A 26,174-nucleotide genomic window follows, 5' to 3' on the forward strand; every position below is an offset into this window, starting at 1 on the left:
ACCTTTTGCGAATTCATGGCGTCCGCCAACAGATGCCTACTAAGCCCATTCACGACATTGCCTACCTTGTGCCGCCGATTCCCGATAATGGTGCGTTTGTGGATAATTTTAACAAAATTTAAACGGATCGCCCCCTGCATTTAACCTGAGCGAATTAATGTTAGTGGTGTGTCGAAATAAGAGAGAGGAAGTGATGACGTGAAGAGAAGTATCGCGAAATGTCCGGCTGTTGCCATCTTGCTCAGCCTGCTGTTCCTGTCATGGACCGTTCCGGCCTCCGCCAAACCCGAGGAGGGGACGATGAAGGATTGGGAGCTATGGATTCGCAAATATGCGCGTTCGTTAAAAGAACCTGCCAGCGATCAAACGAGAGATTTAAAATTTCTGAGGCCATTATTAAAAGACAAGCGCATCGTGCAGCTTGGCGAGTCCACGCACGGCTCGAAAGAAATGAATCAAATGAAAGTGCGACTCATTCAATATCTTCATGAAGAACTCGACTACGATGTCATCGCCTTTGAATCCGGATTTGCCGAGACCAGCGCTGCTTATAGTCGAATGGGCGATTTAACGCCGGAGCAGCTCATGAAAAACGCGATTTATGGCGTTTGGCATACAGACGAGGTGCTTGAGCTGTTCCGTTATATCCAGGAGCAGCAGGAAAAGGGGGATCCGCTCATCCTGACGGGTTTTGATATATCGCGAATCGGCAACGCATTTACGACATCCGCTTACGAATGGCTTGAGGAGATCGATCCGTCCGAAGCCGAAAGGCTAAAAGGGGCGGAGAACGAGTTCTCGGCCATCACGTCAAGCCAGACACTCGAAGAGATGATCTCCCGAAAGGAGAAGCTTGCCGAGAAGTATCAAGAACTGGAGAAATTCGTGGACAGCCATCGTTCTGAGCTGGCGTCTGCCGGGTTGAAGAGGAAGCAGGATGTGGACATTCTTGTACGCGCGTTATCGCTGCGGCGACAAGTCGTGGACGCGTATGTGTTACAGGAGTGGAGAGCGATGCATCGGCAGCCGTTTGAACAGCTGGAGGATCACCCGCTTTTCTTGCGCGACCGTCTAATGGCAGGTCAACTCGAATGGGTAGCCGAGCAGCTATATCCGCATGAAAAAATCATCGTGTGGGGGCATAACTATCATCTTCGCAAAAATAATACGAAAGCCGACAAAGATTTTACGACGATCACGCCGACGGGACCGAATATGGGAGATTACTTGCCGGAGCGAATTAAGCAACAAACGTACACCATCGGCATGTTTGCTTTGTCCGGAGAAAGCCTGGGGAGCGACAATCAGACGATATTCCCGGTGAACGTGAAGCACGATCCTGCGAGCCTGGAAAGTCTGCTGAAGCACAAGGGAGATTCATATGTGTTCGTGGACATGCTGCGAGCCGCGCGAAATAAAGGCACTTCGTGGATGGATACACCTCGAACAAGCTTATATTGGGGCGTAATGGAAGAGCAAATGACCTTAAGAGAACAGTATGACGGCATACTTTGGATCGAGAAAATCACCGCTTCCGCCATTATTTAACCGCAGCAAGCCACGTACAAGTCTAAACCTGTACGTGGCTTTAACTTTTCCAAAGACAAGAAACTGGATAATTATTTCAAGGAAAAGATTGACAACGAACGAGATCGATTTTATGCTATTGCCAAAAGCTGAAACGTTACACCAGATTTATCAAGATTGAAATCAGCAAAGTTTCAAGCGCCGAATTCTAATTTTATAACCATTGCTGAAACGTTACATCCTTGGAGGAGACAAGCATGAGCCGCATTACGATTAGAGACGTAGCCAGAATAGCCAATGTATCGGTCACGACCGTATCCAACGTGCTGAATAAGACCGGGAGAACTTCGCCGGAGACCATGCGCAAAGTGGAGCAGGTGATGGAGGAGCTTCAATTCGTTCCGAGCACGTCGGCTAGAAACTTAAGAGACAAGAAATCCCACCTGATCGGCGTTATCGTTCCTTTCCTGGAGAAAGGGAGACTTAAGGATAATCCGTTCTACTGGCAGCTGCTTTCCGCCATAGAGGAAGGGACCCGCAGTCACCAATTCCATCTGATCTTGTTCGGGGCAGACGAGAATGAGTCGTTTTCATTTGTTCATGAACGGCATTTGGACGGCTTGATCGTGATCGGGACCTTTGACAATTCCCCCGTGCTGGAGCGGCTGTTGCAATTGAATGTGCCTTGCGTCTTCATGGACAGCTATTTGTCTGATCCGAAACTGGCGCAAGTGAACATAGACGATCAAGCGGGCGGGCATCTCGGTACCAAGCATCTGCTTGGACTGGGACATCGTAGAATCGCGGTGCTATCGGGCGTTCTACAGCATAATGGCGTGAGCCATGAACGTTGGCTCGGCTACCGTCGCGCATTGGAGGAAGCGGGAATTCCCTACGATCCGAGCTTGGTGCTGCAAGAGCCCGTATCCTTGGAAGGCGGATACCATGCTGGTTTGAAGGCCGCTACGCTGCCGGCGGAAGAGCGGTTCACGGCTGTTTTCGCTTTCTCGGATGTCGGCGCGATCGGATTCATGAAGGCGATGCACGATCTCGGAATAAGCGTTCCCGATCAGATGTCCATCGTCGGGTTCGATGATATTTTCTTAAGCCCGTATATCCCGGTTTCTATCACAACGGTGAAGCAGGACTTAATAGAGAAAGGCCAGGCTGCGGTAAACATGCTGCTGAGTCAGATCCATGGAGAGTCTACGGACAATTGCAAGCATGTCCTTCCGGTAAGTCTAAGCGTACGGAACAGCACCAAGGCATTATAATTGCGGCGGACTGCAAGGATGGCCACAATGAAGGAAGCAACCCGAAAGGGTAATATATCAGCTTCAAGCCACTAAAGAGAGGATGAATAGAGTATGGGTCGCAAGAAAATAGTTGCATTTACTTTGTTATTCGCTTTCACCGCTTCCGGTTGTTCACAGACTTCTGATCCCGCGACTCCCGTAGAGTCCACGTCTGCGCCGAGCACGGAAGCAGCCGAAGGTACGAATCCCGAATATCCGGCGGGTCTGAAGCCGGAGCCGGGCGCCGAGCTGAAGGTGTGGGAAGGAGGTGGCGTCAACGGGCAGTGGGTCGAATACGTGACGACGGCGTTTACCAAGACATACAACATCCCCGTCAAAATCGAAGTCGTCGAGAACGGAGACGCTCCGAAAAAACTCCAGACGGACGGCCCGGCCGGACTTGCCGCCGACGTTTTTGTCGCGCCGCACGACCATTTAGGCAATATGGCGTCCGCCGGGTTGATCCTGCCTAATGACGAGTTCAAAGAAATGATGCAGAACGATTTTATGGACAGCGCGATGAAAGGGGTCACGCTCGGGGACACGCTGTACGGTTTCCCTACTGGGGTAGAGACCTATGCGCTCTACTACAACAAGAAACTTGTTCCCGAGCCGCCGAAGACGTTCGATGAACTGATTGCTATCGCCGGGAAAATTAACGATCCGAAACAAAAGACCTATGGGCTCATGTGGGAGATGGGCAATCTTTATTATGACAGCGCCTTCTTCCAGGGCTTCGGTGGCTACGTCTTCGGTAAGAACGGCAGCGACGCGCAGGACATTGGCCTGAATAACGAAGCATCCGTGAATGCGCTTGATTATATCGGGAAAATCAAGACGGTCGTTCCGTTCAAGAAAGAAGACGTTACGTACGACATCAAAGAAGGATTATTCAAAGAAGGAAAGCTGGCCTTCAATATCAATGGTCAGGCAGGCGCCGCATCGCTCGAAGGAGCCGTTGATTTCGGCGTCATACCGCTGCCAAAACTACCGAACGGCGAGACGCCGAAGAGTTTTCTTGGCATTCGAGCTTTGTATGTAAATTCCTACACGAAGTATCCTCAAGCATCAAAACTGTTTGCTCACTTCGCTTCTTCCAAAGAGATGCTGGCCAAACGCTTCGAAATTTCCGGACAGCTGCCGCCGAGAAACGATCTGATGAACGACCCTGCGATCGCGAATGACCCCTACGCGGCTCCGTTCCTGCAGCAAGCAGCTTCAGCAATCGCCATGCCGTCCATACCGGAAATGGTGAACGTCTGGGGACCTATGGGAACTGCCGTAACGCAAGCCTGGAATAACGGCGGGGATAGCAAAGCGCTGCTCGATGAAGCCGTGAAACAAATACGCGAAGCCATCTCGATCAACAAATAACTAGCATTCGCATGACATTTGTGCAAACGTTTGCACTACTTGACGCGGGAATCGGGGGCGATCTTGACTCCGTATTCCCGTACTGACGGAGGGAATCATCAGTGCGTACTCGTACGATTGCCGCGCTTCTGTCGCTGCTTGGCATGGGCATCGGACAGTTTTACAACAGGCAATGGATGAAAGGGCTCTTGCTGCTGCTGGTGGAATGCGGATGCCTGATTGCCCTGCCGGCGTGGAAAAAGGGTATTCGGATGCTCATTCATCTTGGCGAGCAGCCGTCACGTCTGGTCGACGGCCAATTCATGCCGGGAGATCATTCCATATTTATGATGGTGCAAGGTTTGTTAACCGCCTTCGGTCTCCTGCTTATGGCATTGCTTTATGCTTGGAACGTGCGCGATGCATTTCTTTTCGGGAGACTGCGGGAAAGCGGCGTTCGAGTTCCCTCATTCAGGGAGAGTTTGAAGCGGCTCGGCGAGGAAGGGTATCCATTCCTCCTCATGTCTCCGGCGTTTATGATTACGCTGCTGTTCACCATGCTGCCCATTGCTTTCGGCGTGCTGGTCGCCTTCACGAATTATGCGGGGCCGAATCATTTGCCTCCCAGGCATTTGGTCGATTGGGTCGGTTTTCAAACCTTCAAAGATTTGCTTACGCTCGGCAGCTGGAGCGGCACGTTCGTTAGCGTCGGCTTGTGGACGATCGTGTGGGCGGTACTCGCGACAGGGAGTACATTCTTCTTCGGCTTATTCGTCGCGGTCGTCGTGCAGCATCCGGCCGTTCGCTTCAAGAAGTTGTGGAGAACGATTTTCATCGTGCCTTATGCCGTGCCCGGCTTTGTCTCGATCCTTATCATGCGCAATTTGTTCAACGGTTCGTTCGGACCGCTCAACCAATACCTGCAGTTCTTCGGTCTTCCTGCCATGGAATGGCTGTCCGATCCGATGCTTGCGAAGTTCACCGTCCTCCTGGTCAACTTATGGCTCGCGTTCCCGTACTTCATGTTTATGATGACCGGCGTGATGAGCGGGATCTCCAAAGACTTGTACGAAGCAGCCGAGGTGGATGGCGCAGGCCGCCCGCGGCAGTTCGTCAGCATCACGCTGCCGATGGTGCTGCTCAGCACGGCTCCGCTGCTCATTATGAATTTTGCTTTCAACTTCACGAATTTTAATCTGATTTACTTATTAACGGAAGGAAATCCGGTCAATAATGCCTTGAAATTCGCCGGAGAGACGGATATTTTACTGTCTTGGATATTCAAGCTGACGCTGGAGCAGAATCAATTCAATTTGGCTTCCGCGGTATCGATACTCGTCTTTATCGTCATCGCCTCGTTCTCAATTGTTCAATTCCGGTTTACGAGAGCGCAAAAAGAGAGGGATCTCGTCCAATGAAATCAAGACGGCGGGAAAGTAAAGCTGTAACCGCGCTGCTCTATTTGTTTTTGATTATGCTGTCCGTCATTTGTTTGTTTCCCGTCCAATGGATCGTCATGGCTTCGCTCAATACGGGAAATGCCTTGTACAGCTCGAGCCTGGTTCCGGAACAACTGACGCTTAGCCACTATCGCTATTTGTTTGACCATACGGACTACGTGCTTTGGTTCTGGAACACGTTCAAGATCGCCTGCATGAACATGGGGGCATCGCTCGTCGTCGTGACGGCGGCGGCCTATGCGGTATCCCGCTTTCGATTTACCGGAAGAGAAATCGTGCTGACAACCTTGATGGTCCTGCAAATGTTTCCGTCATTCATGGCGATGATCTCAGTCTACATCTTGCTGCTGCAGGCGGGATTGCTGGATACGCATTTGGGTCTGGTGTTGGTCTACGTCGCGGGCGGATCGCCGATCGGGATCTGGATTGTCAAAGGGTACATGGACGGGATCCCCAAGAGTCTGGAAGAAACGGCGAGAATCGACGGGGCGAGCCATACGACGGTTTTTGTGCGCGTGATCGCGCCGTTATGCGTTCCGATCCTTTCGTTCGTCGCCTTGACCAGCTTTATCGCGCCATGGATGGACTTCATTCTCCCCCGGCTGCTGCTCCGCTCGAGCGAGAAGAAGACGCTGGCGATCGGATTGTTCGAGATGGTCATGGACAAGTCGCAGATGCAGTTTACGACTTTCGCCGCCGGCGCTGTGCTCCTGGCGATTCCGATCACCCTGCTGTTCTTCTTCCTGCAGCGTTATGTGATCGACGGCTTGACGGCTGGCGCTTCCAAGGGCTGATTCCTCATGACGAAAGGATGAATGCATATGCTGCGAGCAGCTATTACGCATCGGTCGGTTCTGCCGTTTCGGTACGCCGTTGATGATCGAACGGTACGAATTCGCTTGAAAGCCGCGTGCGGCGATCTCACGGGCTGCACCTTGTTGTATGGCGACAAGTTTCAATGGAGCAGGCGCCAAAAAGTCCAAATGCGCGTCATCGCTTCCGACGGCCTGCATGATTATTGGCAAGCGGATGTGGTACCGGAAGATCGTCGTCTATGCTATGCCTTTTACCTAGAGTCCGGGAAAGAAGGGCTCTGGTTTACGGAGAAAGGATTCTTCGTTACGCATGCGGAAGAGACGCATCCATTGGATTACTTCGAATTTCCATTCCTGCACCACACCGAGCGAATCGACCCTCCGGCATAGGCGCGCGAAGCGGTCGTCTATCAGGTATTTCCGGACCGGTATCATAACGGCGATCCCCGTAACGACCCGCCGAATAGCGTCCCATGGAACGCGGACCCTACCTATTGGAATCGGTTTGGCGGCGATTTGCAAGGCATCCTGGATAAGCTGGGTCATATTCATGCCTTAGGGGCAAACGTGCTGTACTTGACGCCGATATTCGCGTCGCCTAGCAGCCACAAATACGATACAAGCGATTATCAATTGATCGATCCGTCTTTCGGGACGTTAGACACGCTGAAGCTGCTGGTTGAACAATGTCATCGCAGAGGGATTCGGGTCGTGCTGGATGCGGTGTTCAACCATTGCGGAAGCGATTTTGCCCCATTCGTGGATGCGAATAAGAAGGGGACAGAATCCCCGTATTACGAGTGGTTTCATTTTGTCGAGCCGCAACCGGAAGCAGGGAATCCGCTGCCTTACCGCGCTTTCGGCTACGAGAAGAACATGCCCAAGCTGAATACGGCTCATCCTGCAGTAGCCGAATACCTCATCGACACCGCGATTTACTGGACGAAAGAAGCGGAAATCGACGGCTGGAGGTTGGATGTCGCGAACGAAGTGGATCACGATTTCTGGCGAGCCTTCAGAAGCCGGTTAAAGGATATCCGTCCGGATATTTGGCTAATCGGCGAAGTCTGGCATGATGCGCTGCCTTGGCTCGGGGGAGATCAATTCGATTCGGTCATGAACTATCCGCTTCGGACGCTGGCGCTGGATTATTTCGTTTGCCGCCGAATCGATCGGCCGTCCTTTATCCATGCCTTGATTCGGCTGCTGATGCAATACCCCGAACAAGTCAATGCCAATTTGTTCAATATGCTGGGAAGCCACGATACGGCAAGATTGCTCACGGCCTGCGATGGACGCCATGAGATTTTGATGCGCCTGCTCGTGTTTCAATATACGTTTCCGGGGGTCCCGAGCATTTATTACGGGGATGAAGTCGGCATGACGGGCGGCGAAGATCCGGAATGCCGCAGAACCATGAATTGGGATGCGAATGGTTGGGATTCCGATATTCTTCGCCATATCCGGCAGCTGACCGCCATGCGAAAGCAAGAGCGCGCGCTGCAGACCGGCGAGATCCGGTTCTTGGACACGAAGGAAGAAGAACTGCTCATTTACACGAGGCATCATGAGGAGGAGCTCGTTCTGATCGTCATGAATTTGTCCGAGGGTTGGAAGAATGAAGAGCTCGCGCCGACGAGCATCGGCGCGGACGTCGTCACGGGAATCTATCACGACCGGATAACCGGAAGGAAAGTATATGCCGATCGCTCGCTAATCAGGCTGAGCTTGCCGCCTGGAGAAAGCGTAGTCGTCCCCATGCGCGCGGTACAAGCCGTATGAACTTGAAACTCGGCAATCGGTAGATAGATGAGAAGGGAGCAAGCCATCTCGGCTTGCTCCCTCTTCGTGCACCGCTTATTCAATCAAACGCCTTGCGCGATCATGGCATCCGCCACTCGGACGAAGCCGGCGATGTTGGCCCCGATGACCAGGTTGCCGGGGACGCCGTATTTCTCCGAAGCCGTCATGCACTCGCTGTAGATATTGTTCATGATCTGCCGCAGTTTGGCATCGACTTCGTCCATCGACCACGATAGACGCGCGCTGTTCTGAGCCATCTCCAAGGCGGAGACGGACACGCCGCCCGCATTGGCCGCTTTGGCGGGCGCGAACAAGACGTTGTGGTCGAGGAAGACATCGATCGCTTCCAGCGTCGAAGGCATGTTGGCGCCTTCGCCGACGGCTTTGACGCCGTTGCGAACGAGCAGCTCGGCGGACGCCTTGTCGATCTCGTTCTGCGTCGCGCACGGCAGCGCGATATCGCACGGGATCGTCCAGATGCCGGAGCAGCCCTCCACATAGACCGCATCGGGATGCTCGATGACGTAATCCCGGCATCGCCGGTTCTCGACTTCCTTTAGCCGTTTGATCGTAGCGAGGTTAATGCCGGCTTCATGATAAATATAGCCGCCGGAATCGCTGCACGCGACAACCTTGGCGCCGAGCTGCATCGCTTTCTCCATCGCGTAGATCGACACGTTTCCCGATCCCGACACGACGACGGTGCTCCCGTCGAAGCCGAGTCCCGCGCTCTTCAACATATGCTCCACGAAGTAAACCGCACCGTATCCGGTCGCTTCCTTGCGGCCGAGACTGCCACCATAGCCGATGCCTTTACCGGTGAGCACGCCGGCTTCATAGGCGCCGACGAGCCTTTTGTATTGACCGAACATATAGCCGATTTCCCGCGCGCCGACGCCGATATCGCCGGCCGGCACGTCCGTATCCGCGCCGATATGATTGCTCAGCTCGGTCATGAAGCTTTGGCAGAAGCGCATGATTTCCCGATCCGATTTACCTTTCGGATCGAAATCGGAACCGCCTTTGCCGCCGCCGATCGCTTGACCGGTCAGCGCGTTTTTGAAAATTTGCTCGAAGCCGAGGAATTTAACGATACTGGCGTTGACGGTAGGATGAAAGCGCAAGCCGCCTTTGTAGGGTCCGATCGCGTTGCTGAATTGAACGCGGAAGCCGCGGTTCACCCGTACCTTGCCGTTGTCGTCCAGCCACGGCACGCGGAAGGCGATGAGCCGGTCCGGCTCGACCAAGCGTTCGAGGATGCCGTGCTCCATATAGACGGGATTTTGAGCGAGAACCGGAACGAGAGAGAGAAAGACTTCGTTCACGGCTTGATGGAATTCGGTTTCATGGGGATTGCGTTTTTTTACGATTTCGTAAACATCGTTTACGTATAGATGCGCATCCGGCGAGCTGGCTTGCATGACTTCTTCTACTAAACTCATACGTACACTCCTTCATGGTTGCATTGCGGAAATTCATTCCTCTTTTTCCGATCGTAGATTAATATTATTATTTAGTGAATCATCGCTTCAATATTCAGATCACATCGAGTTGATGCGTTAAATGCATAAAGAGGAGGGGCGCGCCTTGGAAGTCAGACAAATGCGATATTTTATGGAGGTTGCGAAGCGGGAGCATGTCACGGAGGCGGCGAATGCGCTGCATGTCGCGCAATCCTCCGTTAGCCGGCAGCTGTTCCAGCTGGAGAGCGAACTCGGAGTCGATCTTTTCATACGGACGGGCCGGAGAGTCAAATTAACGCCGATCGGGAAAATCCTGCTGGAACGCGTCGAGCAGGTGATGTATATGATCGGCGAAGCCGAACGGGAAGTGAAGGAGTATCTCGAGCCGGAGCGAGGCGTCGTCCGCATCGCGTTCCCGATCAGTTTGGCCGCGCACGTGCTGCCGACGGCCATCTATGCGTTTCGCGAGCGGTATCCGGAGGCCAAATTTCAAATGAGGCAAGCGCTCTACCGCGATTTGATCGAGGGCGTGACGAACGGAGAGTTTAATCTCGCCATGATCGCCCCGCTGCCCGTCGGAGCGAGCGGCATTAAATCCAGGCTCTTATTCACCGAACGAATCGTGGCGCTCCTGCCGATCCACCATCGTTTAGCCGATCGGCCGAGCATCCGATTGGAGGAGCTGCGGGAGGATGCCTTCGTCACGCTGCCCGAGGGGACGATCTTTCGGGACATCGTATGGAACGCGTGCGGCGAGATCGGTTTCGCGCCTCATATCGCGTTCGAAGGCGACGATATCGACGCGTTGAAAGGGCTGGTATCGGCCGGTCTCGGCGTCGCGCTTATGCCCGAAGTGACCTTGGTGGATAACACGCCGCACGCCACGGTGAAAATCCCGCTGGTCGATCCCCAAGTGACCCGGACGATCGGCGTTATCTCTCCGACGCAGCGGAAATTGCTTCCCACGGAGCAGTTGTTCATTCAATTTCTGGCCGAATTTTTTGCGCGGCACGATTCGTAATCAGAGCGCCGAACGTCAACAGGCTTTGTTCGCCGACGGGGAACAAAGCCTGGTTTGATTTAAGCGAGCAGACGCTTGTGTAACGGGAACAAGCCTTGCTCCAGCTGTCTGCGCAAGTTGAACATGTTGCGGGATAGGAAGGGCATAGAGGTGCCCAATCTCGGATTAGGTCAAGCCTTTGCCGCCAAGAGGCCGCAGTTTCGTGCCTTCGACGCCTTCGATCAGCGGCATCGCCTGGGCGATCGCCGCCCGGGTCTCCGGCTGCGCAAGCGATGCCTCATGTGACTGGGCGTCTGCCCAAATCTCGGTCACCCATATCGTATCCGCTTCCGTGTCCGAAAGATAGACGATATACGCTTCGCAGGCGGGAACGGCTTGCAAGGAGTCGCCGGCGTCCAGCAGGATGCGGGCGAGTTTTTCTCCTTCCCCGGTTTTGGCTATAAATTTCGCAACCATTGAAAACTTCTGCATGTCAGATTCCTCCATTATGTTCAATTCGCTATAGATTAGCAAAGACAGGCCGTCATGTCTTGTAAAATCGCGACAAAAGGGCTGATTGGTTTGCGTTCACGGTCGAAAGACCGGGAATGCAGCATTCAGCCGAAGCTGATTGGTTTGCGTTCACGGTCGAAAGACCGGGAATGCAGCATTCAGCCGAAGCTGATTGGTTTGCGTTCACGGTCGAAAGACCGGGAATGCAGCATTCAGCCGAAGCTGATTGGTTTGCGTTCACGGTCGAAAGATTGGGAATGCAGCATTCAGAGCTGATTGGTTTGCGTTCACGGTCGAAAGACCGGGAATGCAGCATTCAGCCGAAGCTGATTGGTTTGCGTTCACGGTCGAAAGACCGGGAATGCAGCATTCAGCCGAAGCTGATTGGTTTGCGTTCACGGTCGAAAGACCGGGAATGCAGCATTCAGCCGAAGCTGATTGGTTTGCGTTCACGGTCGAAAGACCGGGAATGCAGCATTCAGCCGAAGCTGATTGGTTTGCGTTCACGGTCGAAAGACCGGGAATGCAGCATTCAGCCGAAGCTGATTGGTTTGCGTTCACGGTCGAAAGACCGGGAATGCAGCATTCAGCGATCACAAACGCTTTGACAATACGAGAACGTATGTGCTAATCTGCATCGTAAGTCTGGCACACGAGGAGAATCCAAAGATGAACGATATCGTAACGGGTCCGGATGGACAATCGCGCTGCCGTTGGTGCGCCGGCGGGCCGGAGATGCTCGACTATCACGATACGGAATGGGGATTCCCGGTTCGGGATGATGTCCGGTTGTTCGAGAAATTAAGTCTGGAGGGATTCCAATCCGGATTAAGCTGGCGCGCCATTCTTTTGAAGCGCGGTCATTTCCGCGAGGCGTTCGATCAATTCGATTTCAACCGTATCGCACATTATACCGAGCGCGACGTCGAGCGGCTTGTACGCAACGAAGGCATCATTCGGCATCGCGGCAAAATCGAGGCGGTGCTGAACAACGCGCGGCTGGCGCGAGATATCGTCGAACGGGAAGGGTCGCTCGCAGCCTTTATTTGGCGTTTCGAACCTGAGCAGGAACCGGTTGCGCCGCCTCGGTCCGCGACAACCTCCGCCGAATCGGTCGCCTTGTCCAAGGCGCTCAAGAAGCAGGGATGGAAATTCGTCGGACCGACCACGATGTATGCCTTCATGCAGTCGATGGGACTAATTAACGATCATGCGGAGCAATGCGTAATTCGAGGCCAAGTCGAGCAGGCGAGAGCGTCGTTTAGACGCCCCGGGCGATAACGGCGACTCTCATCGAGCGAGGCCGGTCTTTCCGAACGAGAAGGTTCGAAAGACCGGTTTTTTTTGACCTATAACCGAGTAGACTTTCAATATCCAAGCCGGTGGCAAATAAGACTTGAATTAGTCTATGTCCTTAACAACGAAATCGTATTAGACTTTACCTATCTAAGGGGCAATGCTGTCAGGTTAAGGGGAAACGTCCGATGAAGCCAACTTAGGCCTATAGTTGACAGGCTTAAGTCATAGGCCGGACTTCAAAACCTACTGAAGCTTTGTCAGTCAGGACAAAAGCGTGCGCCGCTGAAGCCCAATCGCCGACAGCGAACAAGTGCGACAGCACGAAAAAGGGAGTCCTGAGCGTTTTCAAAGGAAAACGCACTTCTGAAGCATACGCTTGGGCAAAGTCCTGAGCGCTTTCCAACGGAAAGCGCACTTCGGAAGCATAGGCTTTGGTTCCCCTAGGCGGAGGGCAATGCTGTCAGGTTAAGGAAAAACGTCGGATGAAGCCAACTAAGGCCGTTAGTTGATAGGCTGAAGTCTTAGGAGGACTTCAAAACCTGCTGAAGCTTTGTCCGTCAGGACAAAAGCGTGCCCCGCTCAAGCCTAATCGCCGACCGCGAACAATGGTGGCTGCACGAAGAAGGGAGTCCAGAGGGCGAAGTCCTATGGTTCCCTCAGCGGAGGGGGAAGGGGGAGGGAGCAAATAGGGAAGGTGATGCGCGAATGACGCAAGAACGACAGACTCCTCGAGGAGATGCCGAGGGCCGCATGCAGCGGCAACAATTATATAAGCGATCGCTGCTGATCGTAATCATCGCGCAGATATTCGGCGGAGCCGGATTAGCTGCCGGCGTGACGGTAGGCGCGCTGCTGGCGCAGGAGATGCTGGGCACGGAGAGCATCGCGGGCGTTTCCGCCGCGCTTCTTACGATCGGTTCCGCCCTGGCGTCTTTGCTGATCGGACGTATCTCGCAGCGCCGCGGCCGACGGCTCGGATTGGCGGGCGGATTCCTGGTTGGCGGCGTCGGCGCGGTCGGCGTCCTGTTGGCGGCGAAGGTGGACAGCGTTGTTCTGCTGTTCGTCGCCCTCTTTATCTACGGGGCGGGGACGGCCGCTAACCTGCAGGCACGATACGCGGGCACGGATTTGGCGCGGCCGGACCAGCGGGCCAGGGCAATCAGCATGGCGATGGTGTCGACTACGTTCGGCGCGGTCGCGGGTCCGAATTTGGTGGGCGTTACGGGACGGTTGGCAACGTCAGTGGGACTGCCGCCTCTGAACGGCTTGTTCATGCTGGCAGCTGCCGCGTTCTTGCTGGCGGGCTGCGTGCTGTTGATTTTCCTGCGTCCCGATCCCCTGCTTGAAGCGTCGCGTATCGCAGCCTCTTCCGGACAACGGGACCAAACGAAGTCGGCGGAAGGCGCGCCCGCAGCGCGAGCCGGCAATCGGGGACTGGCCGTCGGCGCGGCCGTCATGGTGCTCACCCAGATCGTCATGATCGCGATTATGACGATGACGCCGATCCATATGAAGCACCACGGGCATAGCTTGGGCGACGTTGGCGTGGTTATCGGCATCCATATCGGCTCGATGTATTTGCCTTCCCTGATTACGGGGGTGCTGGTGGACAAATGGGGCCGGACGGTCATGGCGACGGCGGCTGGCGGCTTGCTGCTGCTCGCGGGCGTGTTGGCCGCGCTGGCGCCGGCCGACTCCATGCCGCTGCTTATTGCCGCGCTTGCCTTGCTCGGGCTCGGTTGGAACATCGGCTTTATTAGCGGAACCGCGCTCATCGTCGATGCGACCGATCCGGCCTCGCGCGCCAAGATGCAAGGATCGCTCGACGTGCTCATCGCGTTAGCCGGCGCATCGGGCGGGGCGCTGTCCGGCATGGTGGTCGCCCAGACGAGTTATGCCGCACTATCGCTTGCCGGAGGTGCGCTCGCGCTGCTCCTTATTCCCGTCGTCTTATGGTCGCGCGCCAAACCGCAAGCGTCGGCCTCGAACGGCATCTCCTCCCCGAAGTGACGTTCCATCTGGATTGGTCGCATCTAATTCGTCGCATCCATAAGCTAGTTCGTCAACACGCCTGCAAAGGCGTGTTTTTTGCGTGGGCGATGGCGATTACGCGGGTCAGCGCTGCTCAGTCGGCAAGTTTACGCCTTATCGCCGGAACAATTTCAACCTCAAATCGGAAGAATGCCTCCTCATCAAATGTTTGGCGATGTTTTACAGTTAATCGTGTAAGCTTACCAAATGTTGAGAGGGGTCAAACGTACGATGAATGCAAGCAAAAAGTGGGCGATGTCGCTCATGAGCGCGGCGCTCGTCTTCTCGCTGGCGGCATGCAGCGGAGGCAACGGAAACGGCAATGGAGGCGGCGCGAACGGTAACGGGGGCAACGGCAACGAGGCGAGCGGCGGCAACGCGCAAGGGAAGAACGAAGGAGCAAACGCCGCGTCCCCGAGCAAAGTCGAGCTATCGTTCTGGACGCTCGGCAATACCGGCTACGACGACTTGGTCAAAGTGTGGAACGCCGAGAATCCCGATATCCAGGTGAAAGTGCAGAACACGGGCGATCAGACGGCGCATCACAATAATCTGACGACGGCGCTGTCGGCGGGATCCGGGGCGCCGGATATTTTCCAGCTGGAGATCGGCTTCATGGAACGGTTCATCAATGCCCAGGACAAATTCCACAACTTGAACGACCTGGGCGCCAAGGAGCTGCAGGCAAACTACCTCGAGTGGAAATGGAAGCAGGGCGCTTCCGCGGACGGCAGCTTCGTCATCGGCTTGCCGACGGACATCGGGCCGACCGTGGTCTACTACCGGACGGATCTCGCCGAGCAAGCGGGACTGCCGACCGACCCGGCCGAATTCAGCGCGGCGATCGACACGTGGGATAAATTCGCGCAGGTCGCCAAGCAGTTCAAGGAGAAGACGGGCAAGCCGTTCGTGGACGGCACGGACCTCATCTACAATGCGCTTCGCGACCAGTCGGACGGCGAAATTTATTTCAGCAAAGCCGACAAATCGCTGATCGCGGAGACGAATCCGCAGATCAAGAAGGCGTACGATTTCACCGTTAAAGGCATTCAGGAAGGCTGGGTCGGCAACTGGGCGCTATGGTCGCCGGAATGGGGTCAAGCGACGAACAACGGCGACTTCCTCATTCTGCCGGGGCCGGCGTGGATGGCGGGCAACATCAAGAGCAACGGACCGGACTCTGCCGGCAAGTGGCGGATTGCGCAGCTGCCGGAAGGTTCGGGCAACTGGGGCGGCTCGTTCCTCGCGCTGCCGAAGGAAAGCGAGCATCCGAAGGAAGCGTTCGCATTCATCTCGTGGCTGGACAGCCAGGAACGCCAGCTGGAGACGTTCAAGACGAAAGGTCTAATGCCGTCGATTCCGGTGTTGTACGAAGATCCGGCGTTCAAGGATTTCGCCGACGAGTTCTTCGGCGGCCAGAAGACCGCGGCCGAATACGGCAAGGCGGCCGAGCGCGTCAAGCCGATGTTCTACGGCCCGCTGCACGACCAGACGGATTCCTTCATCAAAGCCGGGCTGAAGAACGTGCTGGAGAAGAAAGCCGATCCGGCGGAAGAGTGGAAGAACGCGATCGCGCAGGCGAAGAAGCTTGCGGAGCGCAGCTAATTAACGAGAATCCGGGCAAGCAGGGGACCAGCGGCAGCCGCTGGTTCTCTGCCTGCTTGTCCATGAAGCGATTACTCATTCGGAGGGTGCTATGGAGAGATCAATCGAGGCCGCCGCGGCGCGCCCGCTCAAACGTCCGTGGATGACGGAGAACAGGCGCGGCCAACTGACCGCCTACTTGTTTATTTCGCCGTTCTTCCTGCTGTTCGCTGTATTCGGACTCTATCCGATCATATTCACGATCTATCTGTCCTTCTTCAAGTGGGACGCGCTTGGCCCGATGACTTACGTCGGCATGCAAAATTACAAGTGGGTGGTGGAGGATCCGACCTTCTGGATCTCGTTCGGCAATACGCTGCTCATTAGCGCGATGGGCACGGTGCCGCAGCTTATAATCGCGCTCGTGCTGGCGGTCATGCTCAATTCGGGCTTGACCCGGATGAAGAAGGGGCTGCGCGTGCTTTATTTTATGCCGAACATCACGTCGATCGTGGCCGTCACGCTCGTCTTCAGCACATTCTTCGGCAATCACGGCATGGGCAATTGGCTGCTGAATACGCTCGGGTTCGACGACGTCGCGTGGAACTCCGGCTGGTGGGGCGTCAAGATCGCGATCGCCAGTATGGTGATCTGGCGCTGGACCGGCTACAACGCCATTATTTATTTGTCCGGGCTGCAGAGCATTCCGACGGATCTGTACGAGGCGGCGCGGATCGACGGCGCGAGCCGGAGCCAGCAGATGGCGTACATTACGCTGCCATTGCTCAAGCCGTTCATCTTGTTCACGGTGCTGCTCTCCACGATAGGCAGCCTGCAGCTGTTCACGGAGCCATACGTGTTCCTCGGCCAATCGGGAACGGGTTCTACTCGGCAGGAAGGCATCACGATGGTCATCTATCTGTACAGCGAGGCGTTCCGCAACAGCTTCTTCGGCACGGCGGCGGCGACGGCGGTCATGCTGTTCCTTATTACGATTCTGTTCTCGGTCGTGAACATGTGGGTGTCGAACCGTCTGGGCGGCGACACGGAAGGGAGAGGTTAGCCAGCATGGTGAAAGCAAGCACCCGTAACCGGAACGCGGATAAGCCGGGCTTTGCCGCTTCGTTCTTCTACCATCTCGTCCTTATCGTCGGGGCGGCGTTCTCGGTCTTCCCTTTCTACTGGATGTTCGTCATCTCGACCCGCGACAAGAGCGGCGCGTTCCACGTGCCGCCTCTGCTCACGCCGAGCGACCAGTTCGTCGCCAACTTCAAGCGGGCGCTCGAGCAATCGGACTTCTTCCATGCGCTCGGCAATTCGGCGATCGTCTCGATCTCGGTCACCGCGTCGGTGCTCTTCTTCTGCACGTTGGCCGGCTACGCGTTCGCGAAGTACCAGTTCCGGTTCAAGACGCCGCTGTTCTTCTTCGTCATCGGCACGCTGTTCGTGCCGCAGCAGCTAGGCGTCCTGCCGACGTACGTCATCATGGCGAAGCTGCAATGGATCGATACCTACAAGGCGCTCATCGTGCCGGCCATGGTCAACGCGTTCGGCATTTTCTGGATGAGGCAGTATATCTCCTCGGCCGTGCATACCGAGCTGATCGAGGCGGGGCGCATCGACGGCTGCGGCCACTTCCGCATCTTCTGGAACATCGCGGTGCCGGTCATTACGCCCGCCATGGCGACGCTCGGCATTTTCACCTTCCTGAACACGTGGAACGACTTCTTCTGGCCGCTCGTCGTGCTGAAGAACAGCGAGCACTTCACGATTCAGATCGCGCTGCAGCAGCTGTTCACGGTTAGGGACGGGCTCGATTACGGCATGATCATGTCCGCCACCTTCATGGCGACGCTGCCGCTGCTCGTCGTGTTCCTGCTGTTCAGCCGCTGGTTCATTACGGGGCTGACGAGCGGCGCCGTGAAAAGTTAACAAAACCGCGCCGAAAGCGCAGGAAATAGTCCGGAAGACGGAGAATGTTGAAGGAAAATGAAGCGGAAAGCAGGTCGACGCACCCATGAAACTCAGGCGCAAAATTTTGCTCGCGATCATCCTGCTTATTTTCATCCCGGTGCTGGCGATGGGCGTCATTTCCTACACGCAGTTCTCCAAGGCGATCGAGACGAAATCGAGCAGCTTCTACGGCATTTCCTTGCTGGAGTCGGACCGCAAGCTGAAGTTCGCCTTGAACGAAATCTCGGCGGTATCGGGAGCGGCCATCACCCAGCCCGTCATCCAGCAGGCGCTCAAGCGCGGCGGGCAGAACCCCGGCTACGAACGGCGGCAGGAGATGATCAATCTGCTCATCAATCATCCGATGATCGACTCGTTCAGCTTGATCACGACGGAAGGCCAGGTTATCGGCTATAACGTGTCGGAGTTCGGGGAGCTGCGCGATCAGCCGTGGTTCAATCGGATGAAGGCGGCCGAAGGGAAGCCGATCTGGTCGGGCCCCGGCGAGAACGGCTCCAGCTACGGCGGCAAGCCGATTCTGATCCACGCCCGAGTCGTGAAAGATTATTATTCGCTCGAAGATATCGGCTACCTGGTCATGGGCGTGAAGCCGGACATTCTGGAGCAGGTGTTCTGGGAAGCGGCAACCTTGCGGCAAGGTGATATGCTGCTGGTGAACAAGGAAGGCGCCATCGTGTACGACCGATCGGGGGAAGCGACGGGCGTGCGGGCCGATTTCCCGTTTCTCTCGGAGGAAGCTTACGAGCCTGCCGACAATCACTACATCGACCGTTACGGCGAAGTGAGGTCTCTGATCACTTATATGCCATCCCATAATACGCAATGGATGTGGGTGGCGATCACGCCGCTCGCGCTGCTGCGCTCCGAGTCCGAGCCGATTCGCAACACGGCGATTATTTTGGTAGCGTTTTCGCTGCTGTCCGCGCTCATGTTCGATCGCTTCTTCGTGCTGCCGCTCGTCAGCATGATCAACAGCGCGGTGAACGGCATGAAGCGCGTCGAACAGCGGATCTTCAAGCCGATTCGCCCGCCGCTTCGGACGACGGACGAATCCGGCCGCCTGATCGAGGGATTCAACCGGATGAGCGGCCAAATCCAAGAGCTGCTCGTGCAGGTGGAGACCGAGCAGGCGCGCAAGAAAGAAGCGGAGATGCAGGCGCTCATGTCGCAGATCAACCCGCATTTCATCTACAATTCGCTGGAGTCGATCAATTCGATGGCCGTGCTGCAGGGCAACAAAGACATTAGCCGGATGGTCGTCTCGCTCGGCAAGCTGCTGCGGATCTCGATCAGCGAAAGCCAAGAGCTGATCCCGCTGGCCATGGAATTCGAACACGTTCGCCACTACCTCTATATTCAGAAGCTGCGCTTCGAGGATCAGTTCGAATTCGAAATCGCGTTGCCGGAATCGTTGAAGCCGCAGCTCACCCAGAAGCTGATCGTCCAGCCGATCGTGGAGAACGCGCTGTATCACGCCATCGAGCCGATGCGGGAGAAAGGGTGGATTCGCATTCATGCCGAGGAAGGACGCGACTGCCTCTATATTTATATCTCGGATAACGGCCCCGGCTTCGATCCGAACGTGCTGAAGCAGCCGGACGACGAAACGGCGGGCGTACGAGCGAAATACAAGGATAAAGGAGTCGGCCTGCGCAACGTTCAGGAGCGGCTCCGCATCCGCTTCGGCCGGGCATATGGCATCCTGATCTGCACGTCGCCGGATTGCGGCACGACGATCCGGATTCGGATCCCGAAAGGCGAGTTCGCGAAGGAGGGAGACGCATGAGATCGTGGCAAGCTTGGAGCTGGATGCTCCTGTATTCGCTCCTGCTGGCCGGCGCGGTGCTCATCGTCGTGTCCGCCAAGACCGAGCCGATCGAACAAGCGCCGCAGGAGAAAATCAAGCTCACCTTCCGGCACTTCTGGATCAAAGAGCACGATCGTCCGATCCTGCGCATCTTCGAAGATGCGGTAGCCGCCTATCAACTGTCTCGTCCGGACGTCAAAATCAATTTCGAAGGAATTGACCAGACGATCCACCGGGAGCACAAGCTCAAGAGCGAGATGGTCGCGGGAACGCCGCCCGATATATTCGTCCTGTTCGGCGGGGCCGAAATCGTGCCGTACATCCGGTCGAACCGGCTTATGGATTTGACCGACGTCGCGCGCGAGGCGGGCTGGGCGGCGCAATTCAAGGATACGAGCCAATTTTCCCGCGATGGGCGCCTATACGGACTGCCACTGGAAGGACATGCGGAGCCGCTCTTCTATAACAAACGGATCTTCCGGGAGCTGGGGCTCGCGGCGCCTTCCTCGGTCAAGCAGCTGGACGAGGCGATCGCGCGTATCAAACAAGCGGGTTACATCCCGTTCGCGCTTGGCAATCAAGACCGCTGGCCGGCCGGCATTTACGCGCATTACTTGATGGACGGCTTCGCCGGATCGGACCAGATCGAAGCGCTCGCTCAAGGAAGACAAGGGAGCGCGTTCGCGAACGAGGCATACGCACGGGCATTTCGCCTGCTTGAAGACTGGACCCGCCGCGGCGCATTCCCTACAGCGGCGAACGAACTGTCGGGCGAGACGGCGATTAGCCTGTTCACGAGCGGTCGGGCGGCGATGTACGTGAACGGCAGTTGGGATATTACGCTCCTTCAGGACGGGGATGCGCCAAGAGCGTTCCGGGACGAGGTAGGCGTGCTGCCGTTCCCGTCGATGGAAGAAGGCGGCGAAGGCGATATGGCCGGCGGTTATACGCTCGGCATCGCGCTCTCGTCGAATTTGGCCGGCAAGCAGAAGGAAGCGGCCATCGAACTCCTCCGTTCGATCTACACGGCCGACATCCAGAGCAGGCTCGTCTACGAAGGTAACCGGATTCCGGCGATGCGCATTCCGGTAGACAGCGAGCGGACGGGGCCGATCTTCGCGCAAGTCATGGAGCTGGTGGAGCGGGACGGACTTGATTTTCTGGCGTACGACAACGTGCTCGCGCCGGAAGTCAACAGCGCCTTTCTCCAGATCGTGGCGGAGCTGTTGGAAGGAACGGCTGCTCCCGAAGAGGCGCTTCGACGGTTGGATGCGGCTTCCGGAGCTTATTGGCGCATGATTCAAGGTACTTCGCGGGCGGCAAGTCCCGCGAAGGCAGTGGAAGAGGCAGCGGAAGAGGAGGCGAAAGAATGAAGGCGGAGCAGCGCTATAAAGTCGTGATCGCGGACGACGAGCCGCTAATTCTGCGCAGTCTCCGGGCCGCGATCCCTTGGCCAGAGCTCGGGCTTGCGATCGTCGGCGAGGCGCGTAACGGGGAGGAGGCGCTGCAGATTGCGCGCGAGCATGCGCCCCATCTCGTCATCAGCGATATTCGGATGCCGACGCTCGACGGCATCTCGATGATGAAGCAGGCGATGGAGAGCGGGATGGAGACGGAGCCGCTATTCATCTTCATTAGCGGGTACGGAGAGTTCGAATATGCCAGGGACGCGCTGCGGCAAGGCGCGTTCGATTATTTGCTCAAGCCGATCGATCACGAGGAGCTGACGGGCATGATCGCCCGGGCCGTGGAAAAGCTGGATCGCCAGCGGCATTCGCGCTTGGAGAACGAGCGGCTGCTTCATTCGGTTCAATCGCTGTCGATGCTAGCCCGGGAGCGAATGCTGGCCGAGCTGATCGAAGGTACGCCCAGACCGCTCACCCAGCTTCATTGGCTGGAGAGCAGCGAGCTGGATCAGCCTTATTATATGGTCGTCGTCCAGCTAGATCCCAAGGTGAACGCCTATCGCGGCTGGTCCCCCGACGAGCGGCAGCTGTGGGCGTTCGCGGTCCGGAACATCATCGAAGAATGGTCGGGCCGTTACGGCGGCCTGGTCGTATTCCCTTTCCACGGCGGAGAATGGGTGCTGCTGTTCCCCGATGCGTCCGCGGAGGCGAAGCGGGAGATCGGCGCCGAGCTGACGCAGGTGGTCGGCGTCTATGCCAAGCTAAGCTGCCACGTCGGCATCAGCGGCACGGTGTCGGGGCTGGATCGGCTCAGCGGCGCTTACGAAGCGGCGACTTTGGCGCTGAACCGAAAGTTCTTCGCGGAGTCCCGGCGCGTGTTTCTGGAGGAGGAGCTGCCCGGCCACGCGGCGGAGCCGGTACAATACCCCAAGGCGTTGGAGAGCAAGTTGGCTCAATGCGCGCAGCTGCTGGACGTGAACGGGTTCTCCGAGGGGCTGGAGGAACTGCGGGATTATTTCGGACGCAGCGCGCTGACCAAGGCGCAAGTGAGCGGCGTCATGGCCGGCATCGCGGCAGCGTTATACCGGCGCTTCGAGCATGCCCCGCCGCCCGATGGCGCAACTCTGCACGAGCTCCTCATTCGGCTCCAGGAAGCGCAGACGCCGGACGAGTGGATCGGACAGCTCAAACAGGCGTTCGAGGAACGGATGAAGGCCGGTCTTGCCAAGCCTTCCAAGGAAGACGGACAGAGCATGATCGAGCGAGCGATCCGCTATATGGAAGCCCGCTTTGCGAACGATCTAGGCATCGAAGAGGTGTCGCAGATCGCGGAGCTTAGCACCAGTCAATTTTGCGCGATGTTCAAGAGCGTCACCGGATATACCTTCCTCGAATATTTGACCCATTACCGGATGGAGAAGGCGAAATACATCCTCCGCCATACCGAGGTAAAAGTGTACCAGATCGCGCCGCTCGTCGGGTACCAGGATCCGAAATATTTCACCCAAGTGTTTAAGCGAACGACCGGGCTTACGCCTTCGGAATATCGAGAGGAAGCGCGAACGGATGGCGTGAAGGCCGCGAGCGATTGAGTCGGAACCCGTCTTATTCTCGGATGAAATTGCCGCAATCGGCGCAAATTAGAACCGATTCTGCGATATGTTTCAGGCCGAGGAGGGGACAGAATGGCAACGTTGACGAACATAGCGAACGAGACGCTGATCGAGCGGATGAAACGGTTTTACGAGCAATACCGGACGACGTCGAACGTGGAGGCGAGCTTCGTCAATGCGAAAGAAGCGCTTGCGCTGACGCTGCTGGACGATATCGGTCGTTACGCCGAGGAATCGAATTTGGATGCGATCCGCATGGCGACCGCGCAATGGGACGAAATTCGGATGATGATGCAAGGAAGCAACGACGCGCTGAAAGAACGATTGGAGCGCGAGTACAAACAGGCGCAGGGGCAAGGTTAGCGGCAGAGTTACGGCATTGATCGGCATTATCGGAAGTAGGAAAGGGCGTTGCCTTATTATTAGGCGGCGCCCTTTTTGACATGCAGTCGCGCAAAAAGGATTGCCGTGTGGAACAAAATGGTTTATGCTGAGTATATTATATATCTCAAAGATATATTAGTGATGAGGAGGCTAACGTGAAACGGATCAACACCACCCATTTTGCTATTCTAGGCTTGCTGCGGATCAAGCCGATGAGCGCGTATGAGCTCGTCAAGTTCACGAAAGAGAGCATCGGGCTGTTCTGGAACGAGTCCTACGGGCATATTCACAAGAGCTTGCAGCAATTGGAGCGGGAAGGGGCGGTCTCGCTCCTCGAAGAGACGACGACCGGGCGCCAGAAGAAGGTATATGGCATTACGCCGCAAGGCTGCGAACAGGTCGATGGTTGGCTGACGTTAACGCCGGAAGAGCCCGTGATGAGGAATGAATTGCTAATGAAAATCTTCGTCTCCGAAGACAGACATATTCCGAACTTGGTCGCTTATGTGGAGGAAGAGCGGTCGGCGTGCCGGCAGTTGCTCGGCATGCTGGGCGGAATTAAGGCGACGGTAACAAGCGCGGATAGCCGGCAAGCGCGGTTATGGCTGTTGACGCTCGATTACGGAGAGCGGTATGTACGCATGACGATCGAATGGTGCGAGCATGCCTTGGACGTGTTAAACCAAATGGATGGGAGACCGGAAAGTCATGACGAATAGAAACCTTCGCTTGCTTCCTCTTCTCGCAATCACGTTGATCGTGGTCGCGATCGCGCCAACCCTCTTATGGATTCGGGATCATCCGCTTTTAGCATTTTCGTTTTTTGAACGGGGAACCTACAATACGGAGATTAGCTATCAGATTACGGTGCTTATGATCGTGCTTGTCGTGATTGCGATCGTGGCTGCGATGACGGGGAAAGCCGGACTATCGTATTTAAACCTCCGGAACCGGGATGGCCGCATACGCCCTGAGCCTTGGATCGGCCTTAAGCCGAGCGATTCCGATTCGTGGAACAACGTGGGGAGGAACATGGCCGTCGTCATTACCTTGGTGACCGCGGTCGTGATCTATTTCCAAGTCATTCACGGCGAGCGTATAACATTGGATCTATTCCCGGGACTCCCGCTAATCGTCTTGTTCGCGCTCATGAACGCGTTCGCGGAGGAAATCATCTTCCGGTTCTCGTTCGTTGCCGTGGTCCATCGGTACGGGTATTCGCCCTATGTGGCGCAAGGATTGGCCGCGTTGACCTTCGGCATCGTGCATTATTTCGGAACGCCGGGCGGGATACCGGGGGTGTTGATGGCTGCGTACATCGGGTGGCTGCTCGCGAAGTCCATGTTCGAGACGAAAGGGTTCTTCTGGGCGCTCGCGATCCATTTTCTGCAGGATGTAGTTATCTTCATCGCGTTGTTGATGAAGTAAATTGAGAGTGGTACGATTGGTTAATGATTGATTATAGGATGGAATTGAGATGGACCCTAAACACGAAAACGATCGCCAACCAGAGCCCTATACCTATGAAGAACTACTTAAGGATCTAGACATCGGACATGAACTGCACTTTATCTATCAAGGGATCGAATATTCTATAACGCATACGCCGAACGGCACGATTAACGGAAAACGCTTATTCGAAATTTGGGAGGATGTCGAAGTCACGATCATTTTCTGACCGCTGCCGAAACCTTTTCCGTATAGATTCCGTAAATTGTAAAAAATGGAGAGGTGATGCCGTGAGCGAAAAAGGCTGCGTGAAATGCGGAGCCGGGACGCGAGCACGAAAGAAGTCGCGATGGCGGGAACGGGCCTGTCGAAAATGTTCGACGTGCAAAAAAACGAATTTATCGTGGTGTACTGTAATAACTGCGGCTACTCGGAATTTTACAATCGGCGTTCATCGAGCGCCTCGAATGTGCTCGACTTCTTCTTCGGTTAATTTAAGAATTTAACTGCTTTTTAATTGATGTGGCAAACGTTTCACCTTATAATTAATAAGTATTCAAGAATCTGTCAACCAGCTGGGGGAGAATGCTAATGTTAGTAGGTAAAGGCGCAGTCCGCGAAATGGCAAACGAAATCGATAAAGTTGTACGCGATATCGACCAAATTACACAGTCCAAAATCGACCGCGTATCCGATAAAATCGACTCCGAGTTGAATTCCTGTGGTCGCGAGCTGACGAATGCCGCATCGACCTTGAATCAAATCAAGCCGTTGATCGACCGCCTCGTGGCGCAAGTCGGCCAGAACGCTCCGGATCACGTGCAAGTGCTCGTTACGTCGATCGCGCAAGAAGTCATGTCGAAAGTCGTCGCGGCAGGCGGCAACATCGATGAAGTACAGAAGAACATTAAGGACGTCGACAAACTGACGAACGAAATCGACGGCTTGACCGACGAAATCGACAAACTCACGAATAAGATCGACGAGATTACCGATAAATATCAGAAGTAAAATGACCCGCAATCAAGACCCACAATGAGGAGGCAACTCGCATGAGCGATTACACGCCGCCAGTAGGCAACTACATGTCCGGTTGGGGCAACAACCAAGCGAAAGAAACAGCCTGGAAAATCGACCATATCGCGGATAAAGCGAAGTTTGGCATCGAAATTCTCGGCACCGGTCTCATCGGCATCGACGCGTTGGAGAAGGAATTGATCGAGATGGCGGGCGCGCAGTACGCGCCGTCGCAGGAGCAGATCCGCGCGATCGCTCACCGGTTGGACGCGCATCAGAAGCAGCTTCAGCAAGGGCTTGACCGGATTAAAGAGATGATGAACGACATCGATAAAGCGACGGACTCCATTCAACGTCCCCGTACGGGCTGGTAATCATCCT

At 55.7% G+C, this 26,174-nt stretch carries 24 protein-coding genes and 2 pseudogenes; 24 read left to right on the plus strand and 2 right to left on the minus strand.

Annotated features, from left to right (window positions below; translation table 11 throughout):
* The first annotated feature begins 198 nt into the window (after positions 1 to 198).
* The 7 genes and pseudogenes from BCM02_RS00570 to BCM02_RS00600 form a co-directional block, all read left to right on the plus strand.
* Positions 199 to 1,548, plus strand: a complete 1,350-nt coding sequence (locus BCM02_RS00570) for an erythromycin esterase family protein (RefSeq protein WP_246183128.1) — start codon at positions 199 to 201, stop codon at positions 1,546 to 1,548.
* A 236-nt stretch (positions 1,549 to 1,784) separates the two neighbouring features.
* The gene (locus BCM02_RS00575) at positions 1,785 to 2,801 is read left to right on the plus strand and encodes a LacI family DNA-binding transcriptional regulator (protein WP_148927116.1); all 1,017 of its coding nucleotides are present in this window, start codon (positions 1,785 to 1,787) and stop codon (positions 2,799 to 2,801) included.
* 93 nt (positions 2,802 to 2,894) lie between these two features.
* On the plus strand, positions 2,895 to 4,196 hold the full coding sequence (locus BCM02_RS00580; RefSeq protein WP_148927117.1) for a sugar ABC transporter substrate-binding protein: 1,302 nt from the start codon (positions 2,895 to 2,897) through the stop codon (positions 4,194 to 4,196).
* 101 nt (positions 4,197 to 4,297) lie between these two features.
* A complete protein-coding gene (locus tag BCM02_RS00585; RefSeq protein ID WP_246183129.1) occupies positions 4,298 to 5,593 on the plus strand; it encodes a carbohydrate ABC transporter permease in 1,296 nt (431 codons plus the stop codon).
* Positions 5,590 to 6,429 carry a sugar ABC transporter permease gene (locus BCM02_RS00590; protein ID WP_148927118.1) on the plus strand — a complete coding sequence of 280 codons (840 nt, stop codon included), beginning with the start codon at positions 5,590 to 5,592 and terminating at the stop codon, positions 6,427 to 6,429. Before BCM02_RS00585 ends, BCM02_RS00590 begins: the two co-directional genes overlap by 4 nt.
* A 27-nt stretch (positions 6,430 to 6,456) precedes the next feature.
* Complete coding sequence (locus BCM02_RS00595; protein WP_187433937.1) at positions 6,457 to 6,840, plus strand: alpha amylase N-terminal ig-like domain-containing protein; 384 nt, start codon at positions 6,457 to 6,459, stop codon at positions 6,838 to 6,840.
* Between the two features lie 33 nt (positions 6,841 to 6,873).
* Positions 6,874 to 8,232 (plus strand): annotated as a pseudogene (locus BCM02_RS00600) (glycoside hydrolase family 13 protein); the annotation flags it as partial.
* Positions 8,233 to 8,315: 83 nt separating this feature from the next.
* Here BCM02_RS00600 and gdhA read toward each other — a convergent pair.
* A complete protein-coding gene (gene gdhA, locus BCM02_RS00605) occupies positions 8,316 to 9,695 on the minus strand; it encodes an NADP-specific glutamate dehydrogenase (protein WP_148927121.1) in 1,380 nt (459 codons plus the stop codon).
* Between the two features lie 145 nt (positions 9,696 to 9,840).
* Here gdhA and gltC point away from each other — a divergent pair, with 145 nt between their 5' ends.
* The gene (gene gltC / locus BCM02_RS00610; RefSeq protein WP_148927122.1) at positions 9,841 to 10,737 is read left to right on the plus strand and encodes a glutamate biosynthesis transcriptional regulator GltC; all 897 of its coding nucleotides are present in this window, start codon (positions 9,841 to 9,843) and stop codon (positions 10,735 to 10,737) included.
* Between the two features lie 165 nt (positions 10,738 to 10,902).
* On the opposite strand, the gene BCM02_RS00615 is transcribed toward gltC, so the two are convergent.
* Positions 10,903 to 11,208 (minus strand): putative quinol monooxygenase, encoded by a 306-nt coding sequence (locus BCM02_RS00615; protein WP_148927123.1) that lies wholly within the window; start codon positions 11,206 to 11,208, stop codon positions 10,903 to 10,905.
* A 116-nt stretch (positions 11,209 to 11,324) separates the two neighbouring features.
* Between BCM02_RS00615 and BCM02_RS00620 the strand changes: the two genes are divergently transcribed.
* The 16 genes and pseudogenes from BCM02_RS00620 to BCM02_RS00695 all read left to right on the plus strand — a co-directional run bounded on the left by BCM02_RS00620 (position 11,325) and on the right by BCM02_RS00695 (position 26,167).
* Entirely contained in the window at positions 11,325 to 11,837 is a 513-nt protein-coding gene (locus BCM02_RS00620) for a hypothetical protein (RefSeq protein ID WP_148927124.1), read from the plus strand.
* A 61-nt stretch (positions 11,838 to 11,898) separates the two neighbouring features.
* A complete protein-coding gene (locus BCM02_RS00625; protein WP_148927125.1) occupies positions 11,899 to 12,510 on the plus strand; it encodes a DNA-3-methyladenine glycosylase I in 612 nt (203 codons plus the stop codon).
* A gap of 768 nt (positions 12,511 to 13,278) precedes the next feature.
* Positions 13,279 to 14,538, plus strand: coding sequence for an MFS transporter (locus tag BCM02_RS00630; RefSeq protein WP_246183130.1), 1,260 nt, complete (start codon positions 13,279 to 13,281; stop codon positions 14,536 to 14,538).
* Between the two features lie 252 nt (positions 14,539 to 14,790).
* Positions 14,791 to 16,164, plus strand: a complete 1,374-nt coding sequence (locus BCM02_RS00635; protein ID WP_148927127.1) for an ABC transporter substrate-binding protein — start codon at positions 14,791 to 14,793, stop codon at positions 16,162 to 16,164.
* Between the two features lie 142 nt (positions 16,165 to 16,306).
* Positions 16,307 to 17,206, plus strand: coding sequence for a carbohydrate ABC transporter permease (locus BCM02_RS00640; RefSeq protein WP_425466144.1), 900 nt, complete (start codon positions 16,307 to 16,309; stop codon positions 17,204 to 17,206).
* 5 nt (positions 17,207 to 17,211) lie between these two features.
* Positions 17,212 to 18,075, plus strand: a complete 864-nt coding sequence (locus BCM02_RS00645) for a carbohydrate ABC transporter permease (RefSeq protein WP_148927129.1) — start codon at positions 17,212 to 17,214, stop codon at positions 18,073 to 18,075.
* 85 nt (positions 18,076 to 18,160) lie between these two features.
* Positions 18,161 to 19,903, plus strand: coding sequence for a cache domain-containing sensor histidine kinase (locus tag BCM02_RS00650; RefSeq protein ID WP_148927130.1), 1,743 nt, complete (start codon positions 18,161 to 18,163; stop codon positions 19,901 to 19,903).
* A complete protein-coding gene (locus tag BCM02_RS00655; protein ID WP_148927131.1) occupies positions 19,900 to 21,297 on the plus strand; it encodes an ABC transporter substrate-binding protein in 1,398 nt (465 codons plus the stop codon). Before BCM02_RS00650 ends, BCM02_RS00655 begins: the two co-directional genes overlap by 4 nt.
* Positions 21,294 to 22,922: a response regulator gene (locus tag BCM02_RS00660; protein ID WP_148927132.1), complete on the plus strand. Its 1,629-nt coding sequence runs from the start codon at positions 21,294 to 21,296 to the stop codon at positions 22,920 to 22,922. The genes BCM02_RS00655 and BCM02_RS00660 overlap by 4 nt, the downstream gene beginning before the upstream one ends.
* Before the next feature lie 93 nt (positions 22,923 to 23,015).
* Positions 23,016 to 23,306, plus strand: coding sequence for a hypothetical protein (locus tag BCM02_RS00665; RefSeq protein ID WP_148927133.1), 291 nt, complete (start codon positions 23,016 to 23,018; stop codon positions 23,304 to 23,306).
* A 176-nt stretch (positions 23,307 to 23,482) separates the two neighbouring features.
* The gene (locus BCM02_RS00670; protein ID WP_148927134.1) at positions 23,483 to 24,046 is read left to right on the plus strand and encodes a PadR family transcriptional regulator; all 564 of its coding nucleotides are present in this window, start codon (positions 23,483 to 23,485) and stop codon (positions 24,044 to 24,046) included.
* Positions 24,036 to 24,755: a CPBP family intramembrane glutamic endopeptidase gene (locus tag BCM02_RS00675; RefSeq protein WP_148927135.1), complete on the plus strand. Its 720-nt coding sequence runs from the start codon at positions 24,036 to 24,038 to the stop codon at positions 24,753 to 24,755. Before BCM02_RS00670 ends, BCM02_RS00675 begins: the two co-directional genes overlap by 11 nt.
* A gap of 49 nt (positions 24,756 to 24,804) precedes the next feature.
* Positions 24,805 to 25,005, plus strand: coding sequence for a hypothetical protein (locus tag BCM02_RS00680; protein WP_148927136.1), 201 nt, complete (start codon positions 24,805 to 24,807; stop codon positions 25,003 to 25,005).
* A 61-nt stretch (positions 25,006 to 25,066) separates the two neighbouring features.
* A pseudogene (locus BCM02_RS00685) lies at positions 25,067 to 25,269 on the plus strand (zinc ribbon domain-containing protein).
* Positions 25,270 to 25,367: 98 nt separating this feature from the next.
* Positions 25,368 to 25,787, plus strand: coding sequence for a hypothetical protein (locus BCM02_RS00690; RefSeq protein WP_148927137.1), 420 nt, complete (start codon positions 25,368 to 25,370; stop codon positions 25,785 to 25,787).
* Positions 25,788 to 25,828: 41 nt separating this feature from the next.
* The gene (locus BCM02_RS00695; RefSeq protein ID WP_148927138.1) at positions 25,829 to 26,167 is read left to right on the plus strand and encodes a hypothetical protein; all 339 of its coding nucleotides are present in this window, start codon (positions 25,829 to 25,831) and stop codon (positions 26,165 to 26,167) included.
* Positions 26,168 to 26,174: the final 7 nt, after the last annotated feature.

Origin of the sequence: Paenibacillus methanolicus, assembly GCF_008124765.1 — a bacterium.
Lineage (GTDB): Bacteria > Bacillota > Bacilli > Paenibacillales > Paenibacillaceae > Paenibacillus_Z > Paenibacillus_Z methanolicus.